Genomic DNA, 13751 nt, shown 5'->3' on the forward strand with positions numbered 1-13751 from the left:
GTGACTGCGTCCCGCCGCACGGGTGTGCGGCGGGACGGCCATCCGGTGGGCACCGGAAGAGGAGAGGGAATATGGGCAAGGCATCTCGTTTCAGTCTTTCGATCGCGCAATCGTTTGCGGTTGCACCGATCGCGGCCATTCTGGCGCTGACCGGCGTTGCGGGTCTGGGGACCTGGGCGCTTATGAATGCGTCGCACACCCAGGACGCCGTCATCGGCGACATGAGTGCCGGGCTGCGGCTGACCGAATTCCAGGCCCGGCTGGAAGCCATCAATGCCGACGTTCTGAGCATTGTCACGCGGCAGGCTGCCGGCGACAGTGTCGATGTCCTGGCCGGCTTCGAGGCCGTGGCCGGACGGGTGGACAGTCTGTCCGACAGCATCGAGACCCTGCGTCCTTTCGCCGAAGAGGCGGGGCGCGGCGATACGATCAACGAACTGGTCGAACAGCTCGCGCTCTACAAGGACGCGCTGGACTTCGTCGGCCAGATGCTGGAACTCGACTTTGCCAGCTCGGTGGCCTTCCTGCAGCCTTTCGACGAGGTGTTCGACGGTATCAATGCCGATCTCACGGCACTCGCCGAACACGCGGCCGAACTCTCCGGGCAGGATGTCGCCGCTGCTCAGCGCACATCGAACACCTCGATCGCGATCTTCCTTTCGCTGGTCGTGATTGCCGGTGCGGGCCTGATTGCGGTTTCCGTTCTCTTCGGCCGCCGGACCGCGAAATCCGTGCGGACGATTGCGGACGCAACGGAAGTCCTGGCGACCGGCGACTACTCGCTCGACATCAATGCGCTGCAGCGCTCGGACGAGCTGGGGGCCGTGGTGGAAAGCCTCAAACGCTTCCGTGACAACGGCCTGAAAGCCGAGCAGCTGGAAGCGGATACGCGCGCCCAGGCGGAAGCCAATGAGCGCCGTGCCGCCCGCCTGAACGAGCTGGCGCACGGTTTCGATGCCGATGTCCGGGCGATGCTGCGTGAAGTCAGCGAAGCCTGCAGCGGCATGGCGGCGATCGCCCAGCAATTGTCGCAGGCCGCATCTGAAGGTTCGCAGCAGAGCGACCAGATGGCGTCCTACGCCTCGGAAGCCTCGTCCAACGTGGAATCCGTGGCGGCTGCGGCAGAAGAATTGTCAGCCTCCATCGCGGAAGTGACCCAGCAGATCCAGGGCTCCTCGACGATGGCGTCGCAGGCCGATGAGCGCGCCAAGAGCGTGCGCACCGTGGTCGGCAATCTCGGCACCGCGGCACAGGAGATCGGCCAGGTCGTCCAGCTGATCAACGACATCTCCGAGCAGACCAATCTGCTCGCGCTCAATGCGACCATCGAGGCCGCCCGTGCGGGCGAGGCCGGCAAGGGCTTTGCTGTCGTGGCGTCGGAAGTGAAGTCGCTGGCGGCGCAGACCGCCCAGGCCACGGACGATATCCGCGAGCGGATCCAGGCGATCCAGGATGCGGCGGCAACCTCGTCGGCCTCGATCGAGGACGTGACCCGCGCGGTCGGCGAAATCAGCCAGACTTCGGCTGCCATCGCGGCAGCCGCGGAAGAGCAGAGTGCCTCGACGCGGGAAATCTCGTCTTCCGTGTCACAGGCCGCCACCAGCGCCCGCTCGGTGTCGGAAAATGTTGACGCGGTGTCGCGTTCGGCCCGTCAGACCGGCGAGGCGTCGCAGGACGTGCTGCAGGCCGTGCAGACCGTGTCCGAGCGCGCCGAGCGCCTCAACAAGACCGTGGAAAGCTTCCTGACGGAGGTTCGCAAGGCCGGCTGATCTCCCCCCTCCTGAAGTCGCCTTGCAACGCTGAAGGCCCGGCACCGGCTCCCCTCCCGGTCCGGGCCTTCTTGTTTTACGGGCTCAGCGCTCGCCGAGGGCGCGGGCGGGCAGGTAGATGATCCGGGCGGCCAGATCGGTCAGCACGCCGATACCGGTCGAGCGCACATGGGTCGACTCGCCCATCAGCGCGTCGTTGAGAACGCCGCTCGAGGACAGACGCATCAGGGTCGGTGAGCTGGCGAAGGTGGTGTGGTTGATGAAACCGCGGCCATCGGCGATGGGCGACAGGTCGATCACGGCTACGCCCAGCGCGTTGAGTTCATCGCGGTAGGCGCCGGATCCGATGCGCGGATGGCCGCCGCCGCGAAGCTGCTGCGACAGGAAGAGCGCGCGGTCGCGGCTGGAGGAAAACACGGCCAGGTGCCGGGGCGGCGGGTCGAGCGAGGCGAGCTGCATGCGGAAGACATCGAAGTCGATGTCAGGGGAAGCGAGCATGACCGGGTCTATCTTTTCCAGTACATCGCTGCGGCCGCGCAGGCTGAGTTCGCGCAGGGCCTCCATCGTCACCAGAGACCCCATGGAATGCGCCAGGATGGTAATGCCCATGGCCTGCGTATCGGCCAGCATGGTCAGCGTTTCGGCCAGTCCGTCGCGCGCAAACTGCGCACTGTCGCGGTCATAGAGATAGGCGGGCAAACGTCCGGCCGAGGGCCAGGCATAGTGGACGCCGACGCCGGGGATCCCGAAATCATTGAGCACCTGGGCATTGAGATACAGCCCGTCGGAGAACGGTGTGTTGAAGCCGTGCACGAACAGGAAGATGCGCCGTTCGTCCAGCGCGATCGGGGCGAGGGCTTCGTCGATCCGGCCGACAAAGTCGCTCCCGTCGGCGAGGGTCTCGAACCCCGTCAGCGCAAATTCCCGGGCCGGATTGACGTGACGGGAGGGCAGGTTGACGCTGCCGGGTTCGCGATTGTGCGGCACCCACACGCCGGCTTCGGCAAAGTAGAGGTCGTTGCCGCGGCCGGGGCCGAAGCGGATCGCCGCATCGTCTGACGGGGTGCGGGTCGTGGCGACAAAAACGGTTTGGTCGCTACCCTTGGCTTCGCCCGGGTCGACCACCGGCAGGCGTGCCGGATTGGAGGCACAGGCGGTTGTCATCGTCAGGACGGCAAGCACGATGCCGAGCAGGCGGGCTGGCGATGCAAGGGAGGGCATGCGGGACTTTCCTCGGGGGCAGAGCAGGCGAAGCCGCATCCCTAGGCATTTGCGCGCGCCGTGGCAACGTCAAGCCGGACCGCGCGGGGACGGGATAACCCGCTTTTCCGGGAAAACGAGGAAGAGTGTTGGTGCGCCCACAAGGATTCGAACCTTGGACCCGCTGATTAAGAGTCAGCTGCTCTACCAACTGAGCTATAGGCGCGCCGGTCGGGAGCGCGGAAAATACGCAGGATCGTGACAAAATCAAGTCACTCCTTGCGCGCTCCGCACATGGCAGGCATGCGCGAGGTGCAGGGCTGTGTGAACTGCCGACTATTCGACCTGAGCGCGCCCGATCGTTCCCATGTCCGAACCGAACCAGATTTCACCGGTCTGCGGCAGGTATTGCATGTGGCGCACGACACCGCCGCCGGACGGGACGGCCGTCACCGAGAAGAAATTCTCGCTGGCCGGATCGAAGCCGACGAACCAGTTGGGATCGACACCCGTTTCGACGAACCAGATCCGGTCCTGGCCATCGACGGCGAGGGCGTAGGGGCGGGCGTTTTCGCCCGAGGGCATTTCCCACTCGGTCGCGCTGTCGCTCTGCGGATCGTAGACGCCGAGATAGCCGCCATTGTAATCGCCATACCAGATGCGGCCGTCCGAGGTGATGCCGATGCGGCGCGGGCGGCTGTCCTCGCGCGGCAGGTCATGCTCGGTCAGCCCCATGGTCTGCGGATCGATCGAGGCCAGCTTGTGGGTGCCGAACAGGGCGACCCAGACCGTGCCGTCCGGCGCGATCTTGATGCCGTAGGGGCGGGCGCCCTCGGTCGGTACCGGCAGGATCTCAACCGTGCGCTCCGACACGTCGAGGAAGCCGACCGAATTGGCTTGCTGGCTGGAGAACCAGATATCGCCGTTGGCGTCCCAGACGAGGGTGTGCGGGTCACGGGCCGTGTCCGCCGGCGTGTCGATGATCTCGAATTCGCCGGTCTCGGCATCATAGCGGCCGATATGCGCGTCGCGATTGCCGGCATACCAGACGTCACCGTCCGGCGCGACGATCAGATTGTGCGGCCCCGCGCCCTCGCGCAGATCGATCCGCTCCATCTCGCCGGAGGCGACATCAAGACGTCCAATGTAGGAATTCTGCTGGCCGACGAACCAGACGGTCTGGCCGTCCAGCGTGTAGGGATCGCGCGGGCGGCCCTCCCACGGCACGTCCCATTCCTCGATATCGATGCTGGCGGTCGCCGTCTCTTCCCCGGCCGCCTCCTCGGCGGCGGGTTCGACCGGTGTGGGATCTTCTGCAGACCGGCTCTCCTGCAGGCTTCCGGCGGCGTCGTCATCCGCTGGCGCGGGCGCATCCTGGGAGCAGGCCATCAGGGTCAGGCTGGCGAGGACGGCAAGCGGCGTGAGTGTGTGGCGCATAGGTCTTCTCCCGTTTGCGGCGAACACTAAAAGCGGGAGGGTGTTGGCTGCAAGGCGAATCGCTCCTGGCAAGGGCGGAAAATTCGCGTCCGGCGCGAACCTCAACGCGCTGTTCACCGTGACCGCAATTCGCGGACCGCACTGTCTGGCAATGAAGGCCGTTGTTAAGACTGGCCGGCTACAAGGTCCGCATGCTTGCTGACAGGAAACTCTCCGACCGGCCCTTGTTCGACCAGGCCCATCTCGACCGCTATACCGGCGGTGACGAGGCGCTGACGGCCGAACTGCTGGGGCTGATGTGCGAACAGGCGGTCCGCTGTATCAGCCTGATGGCCGATGCACGTGACGAGACGGCCTGGCAGGCAGCGACGCATACGCTGAAAGGGGCCGCGCGCGGCGTTGGCGCGTTTGCGCTGGCGGATGTGTGCGAAGCCGCCGAACACCAGCCCCAATCGGCCTGGCCAGGCGCGCGTCTGGCGATTGAACGCTGCTTCCAGGAGACCGAGACGGCGTTCCGCGTGCCGCGCTAGCGCGTCTTGTCCCAGATCTGGAACTCGTAGGCGATCGAGCGCTCGACCAGTTCGCGCCAGACCGGCTCGGCAATGTCGAGCGACAGGCCGACGCGGCTCGCTTCGGCCTTCACTTTCGACACCACATCCTCGATCCGCCATTCATCGCGCACGGCGTTGCGGTCCGGCTTGATGCGGGCTGCTGCTTCCATGTAGCGGGCGCGTTTTGCGATCAGGCCGACCAGCTCCCGGTCGAGCGCATCCACGCCGTCGCGGACTTCGGCCATGGTGCGGCAGTCTTCCGGAGAAAGGGGAGAGGTCGACACTGAGCTCATCGGGCAACCCTGCGAAGTTTCGTTCCTTATAGGCGGGCGCGCCGCCAGTCCCAAGCCGTCAGCTGTCAGAGGTGGTGAAAACCGTCCCGGCAGGGCTCGCCATCGCCGTCGGTGGCGCTATGGTGCCATCCAGCACGAGGGAGTCCCTGTCATGTCTCAACCCGTTCGGATCTATGGCGACCGGCGCAGCGGCAATTGTCTCAAGGTGAAATGGACCGCGGATTATCTCGGTCTGGACTATGACTGGCACGAGATCGACGTCGTGAAGGGCGAGACCCGGTCCGACGACTTTCTTGCCATCAATCCGGCCGGGCAGGTGCCCTGCCTCGAGCGGTCCGACGGGCGTATCCTCGCCCAGTCGAACGCGATCATCTTCCACCTCGCACGCGGCTCGGCGCTGATCCCGGACGATGAGTTCGACCAGGCGAAGATGCTGGAATGGATGTTCTGGGAACAGTACAGCCACGAGCCCTTCATCGCGGTCCGCCGCTTCCGCAAGGCCTTCATGAACACGCCCGACGAAGAGATCGATCCCGATCTCATGGCGAAGGGCCGGCGGGCCCTGGGCGTCATGGAAATGCGTCTCTTGTCGCGCGACTTCATCGTGCGCGACCAGGTGACCCTCGCCGATATTGCCCTGGTTGCCTACACCCGGGTGGCGGATGAGGGCGGCTTCGATCTGGACGAATTCCTCGGCGTCCGCTCCTGGGTGGCGCGGGTCGAGCAGGAAATCGGCATTGATATGGATGACGGCCGCATGAGCCCGCTGGGCTAGGCTGGAATGCCGGATTTGCGGGTGCCGGACCGGACTCGGACGCGGTCCGGCACCCGTTCCGGCCCTGTCTGGGGGCAGGTCCGGAAAATCCACGCGCGCTCAACAGGCGACATTCAGTGTGCCTCTTTTATGCGAATGACTTTCAAAGTCAACAGAGATCAGCCGGGACCGAAGGCGACCCAGCCGATTTCATACAGGGTGCTGTCCCGTATGACGGCCTCGTCGGGAACGAGACCCTCCAGATCGCTTATGCGGGTGCGAAACCAGTAGACCGGCCCGTCCGGTTCGCCGGCCTGCTTGCAGAAAAGGTCGGCTTCACGGCCGGGGATCTCATGGGTCGCGAAGCAGTCGTCCGGACGCAGAAGCGTGTCACCGAAGCGGCTGCCGACATGCCAGGCATTGGCGATGCGTCCCGGTTCCCGGACGCGGATGGAGACGAGGCCGGGCACATCGTCATGGCCGAGGAAGTCGATGGTCGGAGCTTCTTCACCGGGCGGGGTGGCCGCAATCCGGCGCGCGCCGGGCGGACTGCCGGGTTCGGGATCGACGGTCCGGAAGGTGTAGCCCGGCAAATGTGCCGCGAAGCGCTCTTCGCGGAAGGGCGTCTCATACGTGAAGGGGCCCAGCGCCGCGCGCGACCACATCCACGTATCGGCCGTCATTTCCCGACTGTCCGCCAGACAATCTCGTAGACGCTCCCGCCGGCGATGATGTCGGCCGGCGGCAGCGTTCCGTCGGGCCCGGCATAGTCCACCGATATCCAGTAGGACAGGCCTGCCATGTCCGGGTCGTCGCAATGCACATCGCCGGACCGCTCTTCCATGCCGGCCACGCAGAGTGGGCCGACAAGGCCCGCTTCGCCGGCGGTATCGCCGATATCGGCTGAGGCCTCTACCAGCCCGCCGGCGCGTATGCGTACAGCCAGCAGGCGCTCGCCTTCACCGTCGAAGACGATCTCGGCCTCGCCGCCGGTGCTGCGCCGGGCCTCGATGACCGGATAGGCCATGCCTTCCGACCAGGCTTCCGCCTCGGCCACGTCGAAGCCGGGCAGGAGGCCGGCCAGCGTGTCGCGGTCAAACGCGGTGCGCGCTGTCACCGGGCCGATCTGGCTGTTGGATACGCTCCAGCGTTCCGCGGCTTCACCGCTGCTGCAGGCTGCAGCGGCAAATGCCGTGACCGCGAGTGCGGGCAGGATGCGGATGATTGAGATCGTCATGAAGCGCCCCCCTTGCGCTGTAGGCAGCGGTCTGGATTGCACAGGGGAGCCACGGCATCAAGCGCAGGCCTAGCGCGCCAGTTCCTTCATGGCTTCGTCGACGCCTTCCAGCGTCAGCGGGAACATGCGGTCGGCCCCGATGATTTCCTGTACCAGACGCGTGGAGTAGGAATGCTCCCACCATTTCTGCGGCGTCGGATTGATCCAGATCAGGTGGGGCCAGGTGTCGACGATACGCTGCAGCCAGGTGGCGCCGGCTTCCTCGTTCCAGTGTTCCACCGAACCGCCTTCATGGGTGATCTCGTAGGGCGCCATGGCGGCGTCGCCGACAATGATCACCTTCCAGTCGTGCGGGTATTTGTGCATCACATCCATGGTCGGCACGGTCTCGGTGCGCCGGCGCAGGTTGGAGCGCCACACGCCCTCATAGGGGCAGTTGTGGAAGTAGAAATATTCCAGGTTCTTGAAGGTCGAGCGCGCCGCCGAGAACAGCTCCTCGCACAGCTTCACATGGGGATCCATCGAGCCGCCGACGTCGAACAGGGCGAGCACCTTGATCGCATTGCGCCGTTCCGGACGCATGACGACATCCAGCCAGCCCTGGCGGGCGGTGGCGCTGATCGTGTTGTCCAGGTCCAGCTCTTCATGGGCGCCGTCGCGGGCAAACTTGCGCAGCCGGCGCAGGGCGACTTTCAGATTGCGGGTGCCGATCTCCCGGTCGCCGTCCAGATCCTTGTAGCGGCGCTGCTCCCAGACTTTCGTGGCGCGCCTGTGCTGGCTCTTGCCGCCGATCCGCACGCCGGCCGGATTATAGCCGGAATGGCCGAAGGGCGAGGTGCCGCCCGTACCGATCCACTTGGAGCCGCCCTCGTGACGCTCTTCCTGCTCCTCGAGCCGCTTCTTCAGCGTCTCCATCAGCTCGTCGAAATCCATGGCCTTCAGCTCGGCCATTTCCTCCTCGGTCAGAAGGCGCTGCATCATGGCTTCCAGCCACTCGTCGGGGATTTCCTTCTCGCCGAACATCTGGGTCAGCGTCTCCACGCCCTGGAAGACGTGCGAGAAGACCATGTCGAACTTGTCGAAATCCTTCTCGTCCTTCACCAGCGCGGCGCGGCTGACGGAATAGAAATGGCCGATCTCCGGCTCGATCACGCCCTTGTCGAGCGCTTCGAGCAGGGTGAGATATTCCCGTGTGGTGACGGGAATCCGGGCAGAGCGCAGTTCGGTGAAGAAGTGATGCAACATACCGTGCAAACTAGGCGCGCGCCGGGGCAGGCTCAATAGGCAAGGGCGGAGGCCGCGCGTCCGGCGTCTTCCTCCGCCCGCCAGTCCAAGCCTAGTCGACCGGCGTGAGGGCCGGCTTCACGACCTTCTTGCGGCTGTCGAAGCGCTGGCCGAGATCCTCGGCTTCCTTGTCGGAGAGGTCCTTGCGGGCAAGCGTGAAGAACTCGCCTTCCTCTTCCTCCATGTGGTGGTCGAGCAGTTCGGCGAGGGCGTGGAACTTCTGGCCCCACTCGGTATTGTCCTTGGGCATGGTATCGAGCTCCTCGATCAGCGAGTTGATCATGTGGTGCTCGTTCTTGGCCTCGAGGCTCTCGTCCTCGTCACCCTTCTGCTCCAGCCTGGCGTAGAAGGTGGCTTCCTCGACCTTGTTGTGTGTCCACAGTTCCAGCTTGAACCGGTCGAACAGCTCCTGGCGCGTCTTGGCCGCGCGGTCGGTCGTGTCCTCGATCTGGCCGATCAGCTCACGGGCCTTGTCGTGGTCCTGTTTGATCCGGTCGAAAATATCGGTCATGAAAAACCTCCTCGCGCGTGTTGATCGATATGCAAGCAACGCGCGCGAGGGGGAGGCGTTCCGTTTGGCCGTACGGTCTAAGCCGCGCCCGGACCCCGCGGGCCGCCGCCGGCGCCACCCGGGCCGCGGCGGGCCATGAAGGCGAGCTTTTCGAACAGCATGACGTCCTGCTCGTTCTTCAGGAGCGCGCCGTGGAGTGGCGGGATCAGCTTGCGCGGATCGCGTTCGGTCAGCACGGCCGGGTCGACATCCTCGACGAGGAGGAGTTTCAGCCAGTCCAGCAATTCCGAGGTGGACGGCTTCTTCTTCACGCCCGGCACGTCGCGGATGTCGTAGAAGAGTTTCAGCGCGTCGGCGAGCAGACGGCCCTTCAGGCCGGGGAAGTGGACCTCGACGATCTTCTTCATCGTTTCCTCGTCCGGGAAGGCGATGAAGTGGAAGAAGCAGCGGCGCAGGAAGGCGTCCGGCAATTCCTTTTCGTTGTTCGAGGTGATGATGACGACGGGGCGGGTCTCCGCCTTCACCGTCTCGCCGGTCTCGTAGACATGGAACTCCATCTTGTCGAGTTCCTGCAGGAGGTCGTTGGGGAATTCGATATCGGCCTTGTCGATCTCGTCGATCAGCAGCACCGAGCGCTCCGGCGCGGTGAAGGCTTCCCACAGCTTGCCGCGGCGGATGTAGTTGTTGATGTCGTGGACGCGGTCGTCGCCCAGCTGGCTGTCGCGCAGGCGGGCGACGGCGTCGTACTCATAGAGGCCCTGGCGGGCCTTGGTGGTCGACTTGATGTGCCATTCGATCAGCGGCATGCCCATGGCGCGCGCGACCTGTTTGGCCAGCTCGGTCTTGCCCGTGCCCGGCTCGCCCTTGACGAGCAGCGGACGCTCGAGAGCCACTGCAGCGTTGACCGCAGCGCTCAGTTCGTCGTCAGCGACGTATTGATCTGTACCTTCGAAACGCATGACTGCCGACTTAGCGCGTCTGGGCGCCGCCGTGTAGTCCCGCCATACCGATTATTTTGATGCGGATGCAGATCGGTTCCAGTCGACCATGTCCATGGCCAGCGGTTCGCCGCGCTTCAGGGCGCGTGTCGCCGGCCGGCCGATCACCTCGCCATACCATTTCGGCGCCAGCCCGTGACCGGGCCGGATCGAGCGCACATGGTCCGGCGTAAGGGTCTCGCCGGCCTTGATATCCTTCACCACGTAGAGCGAGCGGCGATAGATCACCGAGCCACGCTCGCAGCCGGCCAGGTCGTAGCGCACGCGGCCGAGGGCCTGGAAGGCGGCGGTGCAATCCTCCACCAGGCGCTTCATCTCGTCCGGCTCCAGCGAGAAGGCGCTGTCCGGTCCGCCATCGGCGCGCGACAGGGTGAAGTGTTTCTCGATCACCCGGGCACCCAGGGCGACGGCCGCGACGGCGCAGGCGGTGCCGGGTGTGTGGTCGCTCAGGCCCGGGATCGCGCTGAAGCTCTCGCCCAGATGCGGCACGGTGCGCAGGTCGGCTTCCTCGATCGGCGCGGGATAGGCGGACAGGCAGTGCAACAGCGCCAGGCCGGTATTTCCGTGTTCGCGCGCAGTGCGGACCGCGTCGTGGATCTCGGCCAGGTTTGCCATGCCCGTCGACAGGATGATCGGCTTGCCGGTCTGCGCCACGCGGGCGATCAGCGGCAGGTCGGTCACCTCGAAACTGGCGATCTTGTAGGCAGGGGCGCCCAGGCTTTCGAGCAGGTCGACGGCGGTGTGATCGAAGGGTGTCGAGAAGATCGGCACGCCCAGTTCGGCAGCGCGGGCGAACAGGGCTTCATGCCATTCGAACGGCGTCTCGGCCTCGCGGTAAAGCTCGTGCAGGGTGCGGCCCTTCCACAGACCGTCCTCGATGCGGAAACCGGGGCCGTCATGATCGATCGTGATCGTGTCGGCGGTATAGGTCTGGATCTTGATCGCATGTGCGCCGCAGGCGGCGGCCGCCTCGATCGTTTCCAGCGCGCGGTCGATCCGGCCGAGATGATTGGCCGAGACTTCGGCGATGACGAGGGGCGGATGGTCGGGGCCGACCAGGCGTCCGGCGATATCGAAGGAGGTGGGTTTCATCGGCTCAGCCCGTTGCCTGCTGCCGGGCATCACCGGCCCAGCGGTCGCGTTGCAGTTCCAGACAGATCGCCGCAACCGGACGGCCGTCGCGGCGGACGCGGTTCTCGATGCGGTCTGTCTCTTCAAAGCCGAACTTGCGGTGCAGGCCGAGCACCGGTGCGTTGAATTCCAGCACTTCGCAGCGCAGGGTCTCCAGGCCGAGCGTGGTGAAGGCATGGTCGATGACCAGGCGTTCCACCGCGCTGCCGACGCCGCGTCCTGTGAGGTCCGCTTCGCCGATATAGAAGGCCCAGCTGGCCGAGCGCTGGCGCGGATCGATCCCGGACAGGATCACGACGCCGATATCCCTGCCATCGCACTGGATGATGCGGATTTCCCGCTCCGGGTCGCCCAGGGCAATGCGGTACCAGGTCTGGTGTTCCCAGGGCTCGATCGGATGGTCGGTATACATGTTGCGGCGGACATGCGGCCCGTTCCGCCAGCCATGGACAGGCCACATATCGGTCATCGTGGCGGGCCGAAGGGTGATGGCGCCGTCTGTGAGGACAGGCTTTTCCGGCAGCGGATCAAACGGGTTCATGACCGGCCTCCCGCTGGCGTTCGATCCGTTCGACCAGGGCCCGGGCGACCCGCTGCGCGCCGCGCCCGTCGCAGACGGCGGCGGCGCGTTCGGCCATGCGGGCCCGCGCGGCCGGGCGTTCCAGCCGGCGGATAAGACCGGGCAGTTCGGCAAGCACGTCTTCCGGACTGGCAATGGCGGCCAGGGCGCCGTCGGTATCCAAGAGACCGGTCATCTCCTGCTGGTTGCCGGCCAGCACGACAGCGATGCTGGGCAGGCCGACGACGCAGCGCTCGAGCGCCGTGCCGCCGCCTGCGCCGATGGCGAGATCGGCCTTCGCCATGCGCTGCGCCATATCGTCGATATCGACATGAACCGTCAGGCGCGGCTCGGTGCGGCACAGGGCTTCCAGCGCCGCCCGGCTGGGCGCGCGAGGCCCCAGGATCACCTCGACGGACGCTTCGGGCAGGGTGTCCAGAGCGAGGCGGGCAACCGGTTCGGAGATGCCGCCCAGATCGGTCAGGCCCATCGAGACCAGGATGCGTTTGACCGGGCCCGGGTTGAAGTGGCGGTCGAGGGCGCGCTGGCGCTGCTCGGCGAACTCGCTGCGCACCAGGGCAAAGGCGCCGCCGGCCATGATGTTGCAATCGCCGGGGACGCGTCCGGCATAGTCGAACGGGCTGCCGCCGGGCATGGGGTCGACCAGAAGGTCGCAATCATGCGTGCGTTCGGGCAGGTCCTCGATCACGGCGATGATACCGGCGCGGTCGCGCATGCGGGTCTCGTCGGCCCGGGTCGAGGTGTAGAGATCGACGAAAATCGCGTCGGCACGGCCGCCCCAGTCGGCCGGAAAATCGAAGTCCGCTTCGCTTCGTGCGGTAGTGACGGGAAGGTTCGAACGGGCCAGCGCAGGTGCTGCATCCAGCGTCCCTTCGCAACACGCAAAGGCAACATTGGTGCCCCATTCGTGCGACATCGGGTGACACAGGGCGCGCGCCAGTGCCAGGCAACGCATCACGTGTCCGCCGCCCAGGCTGGGCGAGGCGTCGGCGCGAAACAGGATGCGGGGGGCGTGGCGTGTCATGATGAGCCCGATAATACCATGGTGCAGAATGGGGGCGGACGCGTTAATGCGCCGTTAGGTGCAGGCGCGAAGATTGGGTGGTCCGGATGGAGGATAAGCCATGACGCTCGCCGTCATCGTCCAGGCCCGCGCCGGCTCGTCCCGGCTGCCGCGCAAAGTGCTCGAACCGCTGGGTGACAAGTGCGTGCTGGACCGGGTGCTCGACCGCTGCCGGCGTATCGCGGCTGCCGATCATGTGATTTGTGCTATTCCCGAAGGCGAGGCCGACGATCCCGTCGCCGATGCGGCGCGCCGGGCCGGTGTCGCGGTGTTCCGCGGCTCCGAGCAGGACGTGCTGGCGCGCTATCTGGGGGCCGCGAAAATGGTCGATGCGGACGCGGTGGTTCGGATCACCAGCGACTGCCCCTTCATCGATCCGGACATGGCCGGCCAGCTGATCGCGCTCTATCGCGAGAGCGGGGCGGATTATGCCAACAACACGCTGCTGCCCGGGTTTCCGCGCGGGCTGGATTGCGAGATCGTCTCCACGGCCTGGCTGGAGCGGGCCGATGCGGAAGCGACCGATCCGGCCGACCGTGAACATGTGACGGCCTGGATCCGCAACCGGCCGGGCCTGAAACTCGCCTGTCTGGAAGGGCCTGGCGGCGAGGCCGCGAACTGGCGCTGGACGCTGGACTATCCGGCCGATCTCGCCTTTTGCCGGGCCGTGTTCGAACGGGCGGGCGAGGCGGCGGCAGAGCTGGATTTTCCCGCGCTTTCAGAGCTTTGCCGCAAGGCGCCGGACCTGGTGGCGATCAATGCCGTGCATGCCGATCCGGCGCGCCCGGATATCCGGCGTCCTGCCGCCATTGTCCGCGACTATCTGCCCGCTGGTGCGACGCCGCCTGTGCGCTAGCATGGGCGAAAGGATTTGTTCACCGACACACCCGACCCTGCTGGCAATTCTAGATATGGCGCCAGGTGATTCGGGGTGCCGAACCGA

Annotated in this window: 15 protein-coding genes and 1 tRNA gene; 4 read left to right on the forward strand and 12 right to left on the reverse strand. The window is 65.8% G+C overall.

All coding sequences use genetic code 11. The features are described from left to right. Positions 1 to 71: 71 nt before the first annotated feature. Complete coding sequence (locus PKE71_RS04975; protein ID WP_271185859.1) at positions 72 to 1769, forward strand: methyl-accepting chemotaxis protein; 1698 nt, start codon at positions 72 to 74, stop codon at positions 1767 to 1769. 84 nt (positions 1770 to 1853) lie between these two features. On the opposite strand, the gene PKE71_RS04980 is transcribed toward PKE71_RS04975, so the two are convergent. The 3 genes from PKE71_RS04980 to PKE71_RS04990 all read right to left on the reverse strand — a co-directional run bounded on the left by PKE71_RS04980 (position 1854) and on the right by PKE71_RS04990 (position 4406). Continuing rightward, positions 1854 to 2990 (reverse strand): alpha/beta hydrolase, encoded by a 1137-nt coding sequence (locus PKE71_RS04980; protein WP_271185860.1) that lies wholly within the window; start codon positions 2988 to 2990, stop codon positions 1854 to 1856. A 129-nt stretch (positions 2991 to 3119) separates the two neighbouring features. Further along, positions 3120 to 3195 (reverse strand) — tRNA-Lys (locus tag PKE71_RS04985). Positions 3196 to 3305: 110 nt separating this feature from the next. Further along, positions 3306 to 4406 (reverse strand): Vgb family protein, encoded by a 1101-nt coding sequence (locus PKE71_RS04990; protein ID WP_271185861.1) that lies wholly within the window; start codon positions 4404 to 4406, stop codon positions 3306 to 3308. Positions 4407 to 4597: 191 nt separating this feature from the next. Between PKE71_RS04990 and PKE71_RS04995 the strand changes: the two genes are divergently transcribed. Beyond that, positions 4598 to 4936 carry an Hpt domain-containing protein gene (locus PKE71_RS04995; RefSeq protein WP_271185862.1) on the forward strand — a complete coding sequence of 113 codons (339 nt, stop codon included), beginning with the start codon at positions 4598 to 4600 and terminating at the stop codon, positions 4934 to 4936. Here the strand turns inward: PKE71_RS04995 and PKE71_RS05000 are convergent. Further along, on the reverse strand, positions 4933 to 5250 hold the full coding sequence (locus PKE71_RS05000) for a chorismate mutase (protein ID WP_271185863.1): 318 nt from the start codon (positions 5248 to 5250) through the stop codon (positions 4933 to 4935). The two genes, PKE71_RS04995 and PKE71_RS05000, sit on opposite strands and share 4 nt — an antisense overlap. A 151-nt stretch (positions 5251 to 5401) precedes the next feature. Here PKE71_RS05000 and PKE71_RS05005 point away from each other — a divergent pair, with 151 nt between their 5' ends. After that, a complete protein-coding gene (locus tag PKE71_RS05005) occupies positions 5402 to 6025 on the forward strand; it encodes a glutathione S-transferase family protein (RefSeq protein WP_271185864.1) in 624 nt (207 codons plus the stop codon). 158 nt (positions 6026 to 6183) lie between these two features. Here the strand turns inward: PKE71_RS05005 and PKE71_RS05010 are convergent, their stop codons facing one another. The 8 genes from PKE71_RS05010 to pseG all read right to left on the reverse strand — a co-directional run bounded on the left by PKE71_RS05010 (position 6184) and on the right by pseG (position 12769). Beyond that, positions 6184 to 6687, reverse strand: coding sequence for a hypothetical protein (locus PKE71_RS05010; protein WP_271185865.1), 504 nt, complete (start codon positions 6685 to 6687; stop codon positions 6184 to 6186). Next, positions 6684 to 7241: a DUF1131 family protein gene (locus PKE71_RS05015; protein WP_271185866.1), complete on the reverse strand. Its 558-nt coding sequence runs from the start codon at positions 7239 to 7241 to the stop codon at positions 6684 to 6686. The genes PKE71_RS05010 and PKE71_RS05015 overlap by 4 nt, the downstream gene beginning before the upstream one ends. 69 nt (positions 7242 to 7310) lie before the next feature. Further along, positions 7311 to 8486, reverse strand: a complete 1176-nt coding sequence (locus tag PKE71_RS05020; protein WP_271185867.1) for a vWA domain-containing protein — start codon at positions 8484 to 8486, stop codon at positions 7311 to 7313. Positions 8487 to 8577: 91 nt separating this feature from the next. Then, complete coding sequence (locus PKE71_RS05025) at positions 8578 to 9036, reverse strand: hemerythrin domain-containing protein (RefSeq protein ID WP_271185868.1); 459 nt, start codon at positions 9034 to 9036, stop codon at positions 8578 to 8580. Positions 9037 to 9113: 77 nt separating this feature from the next. Next, complete coding sequence (locus tag PKE71_RS05030) at positions 9114 to 9995, reverse strand: AAA family ATPase (protein ID WP_271185869.1); 882 nt, start codon at positions 9993 to 9995, stop codon at positions 9114 to 9116. 51 nt (positions 9996 to 10046) lie between these two features. Then, positions 10047 to 11126, reverse strand: coding sequence for a pseudaminic acid synthase (pseI, locus tag PKE71_RS05035; RefSeq protein ID WP_271185870.1), 1080 nt, complete (start codon positions 11124 to 11126; stop codon positions 10047 to 10049). Between the two features lie 4 nt (positions 11127 to 11130). After that, positions 11131 to 11706, reverse strand: a complete 576-nt coding sequence (pseH, locus tag PKE71_RS05040; RefSeq protein WP_271185871.1) for a UDP-4-amino-4,6-dideoxy-N-acetyl-beta-L-altrosamine N-acetyltransferase — start codon at positions 11704 to 11706, stop codon at positions 11131 to 11133. Further along, entirely contained in the window at positions 11693 to 12769 is a 1077-nt protein-coding gene (gene pseG / locus PKE71_RS05045) for a UDP-2,4-diacetamido-2,4,6-trideoxy-beta-L-altropyranose hydrolase (protein ID WP_271185872.1), read from the reverse strand. The genes pseH and pseG overlap by 14 nt, the downstream gene beginning before the upstream one ends. Positions 12770 to 12869: 100 nt before the next feature. Between pseG and PKE71_RS05050 the strand changes: the two genes are divergently transcribed. Beyond that, positions 12870 to 13664: a glycosyltransferase family protein gene (locus tag PKE71_RS05050; RefSeq protein ID WP_271185873.1), complete on the forward strand. Its 795-nt coding sequence runs from the start codon at positions 12870 to 12872 to the stop codon at positions 13662 to 13664. The last annotated feature ends 87 nt before the right edge of the window (positions 13665 to 13751 follow it).

Source organism: Maricaulis virginensis (assembly GCF_027922185.1).
GTDB classification, from domain to species: Bacteria; Pseudomonadota; Alphaproteobacteria; order Caulobacterales; family Maricaulaceae; genus Maricaulis; species Maricaulis virginensis.

Coding starts and splice junctions, on each gene's coding strand:
- PKE71_RS04975 (WP_271185859.1), top strand. CDS start 72: ATGGGCAAGGCATCTCGTTTCAGTCTTTCGATCGCGCAATCGTTTGCG.
- PKE71_RS04980 (WP_271185860.1), bottom strand. CDS start 2,990: ATGCCCTCCCTTGCATCGCCAGCCCGCCTGCTCGGCATCGTGCTTGCC.
- PKE71_RS04990 (WP_271185861.1), bottom strand. CDS start 4,406: ATGCGCCACACACTCACGCCGCTTGCCGTCCTCGCCAGCCTGACCCTG.
- PKE71_RS04995 (WP_271185862.1), top strand. CDS start 4,598: ATGCTTGCTGACAGGAAACTCTCCGACCGGCCCTTGTTCGACCAGGCC.
- PKE71_RS05000 (WP_271185863.1), bottom strand. CDS start 5,250: ATGAGCTCAGTGTCGACCTCTCCCCTTTCTCCGGAAGACTGCCGCACC.
- PKE71_RS05005 (WP_271185864.1), top strand. CDS start 5,402: ATGTCTCAACCCGTTCGGATCTATGGCGACCGGCGCAGCGGCAATTGT.
- PKE71_RS05010 (WP_271185865.1), bottom strand. CDS start 6,687: ATGACGGCCGATACGTGGATGTGGTCGCGCGCGGCGCTGGGCCCCTTC.
- PKE71_RS05015 (WP_271185866.1), bottom strand. CDS start 7,241: ATGACGATCTCAATCATCCGCATCCTGCCCGCACTCGCGGTCACGGCA.
- PKE71_RS05020 (WP_271185867.1), bottom strand. CDS start 8,486: ATGTTGCATCACTTCTTCACCGAACTGCGCTCTGCCCGGATTCCCGTC.
- PKE71_RS05025 (WP_271185868.1), bottom strand. CDS start 9,036: ATGACCGATATTTTCGACCGGATCAAACAGGACCACGACAAGGCCCGT.
- PKE71_RS05030 (WP_271185869.1), bottom strand. CDS start 9,995: ATGCGTTTCGAAGGTACAGATCAATACGTCGCTGACGACGAACTGAGC.
- pseI (WP_271185870.1), bottom strand. CDS start 11,126: ATGAAACCCACCTCCTTCGATATCGCCGGACGCCTGGTCGGCCCCGAC.
- pseH (WP_271185871.1), bottom strand. CDS start 11,706: ATGAACCCGTTTGATCCGCTGCCGGAAAAGCCTGTCCTCACAGACGGC.
- pseG (WP_271185872.1), bottom strand. CDS start 12,769: ATGACACGCCACGCCCCCCGCATCCTGTTTCGCGCCGACGCCTCGCCC.
- PKE71_RS05050 (WP_271185873.1), top strand. CDS start 12,870: ATGACGCTCGCCGTCATCGTCCAGGCCCGCGCCGGCTCGTCCCGGCTG.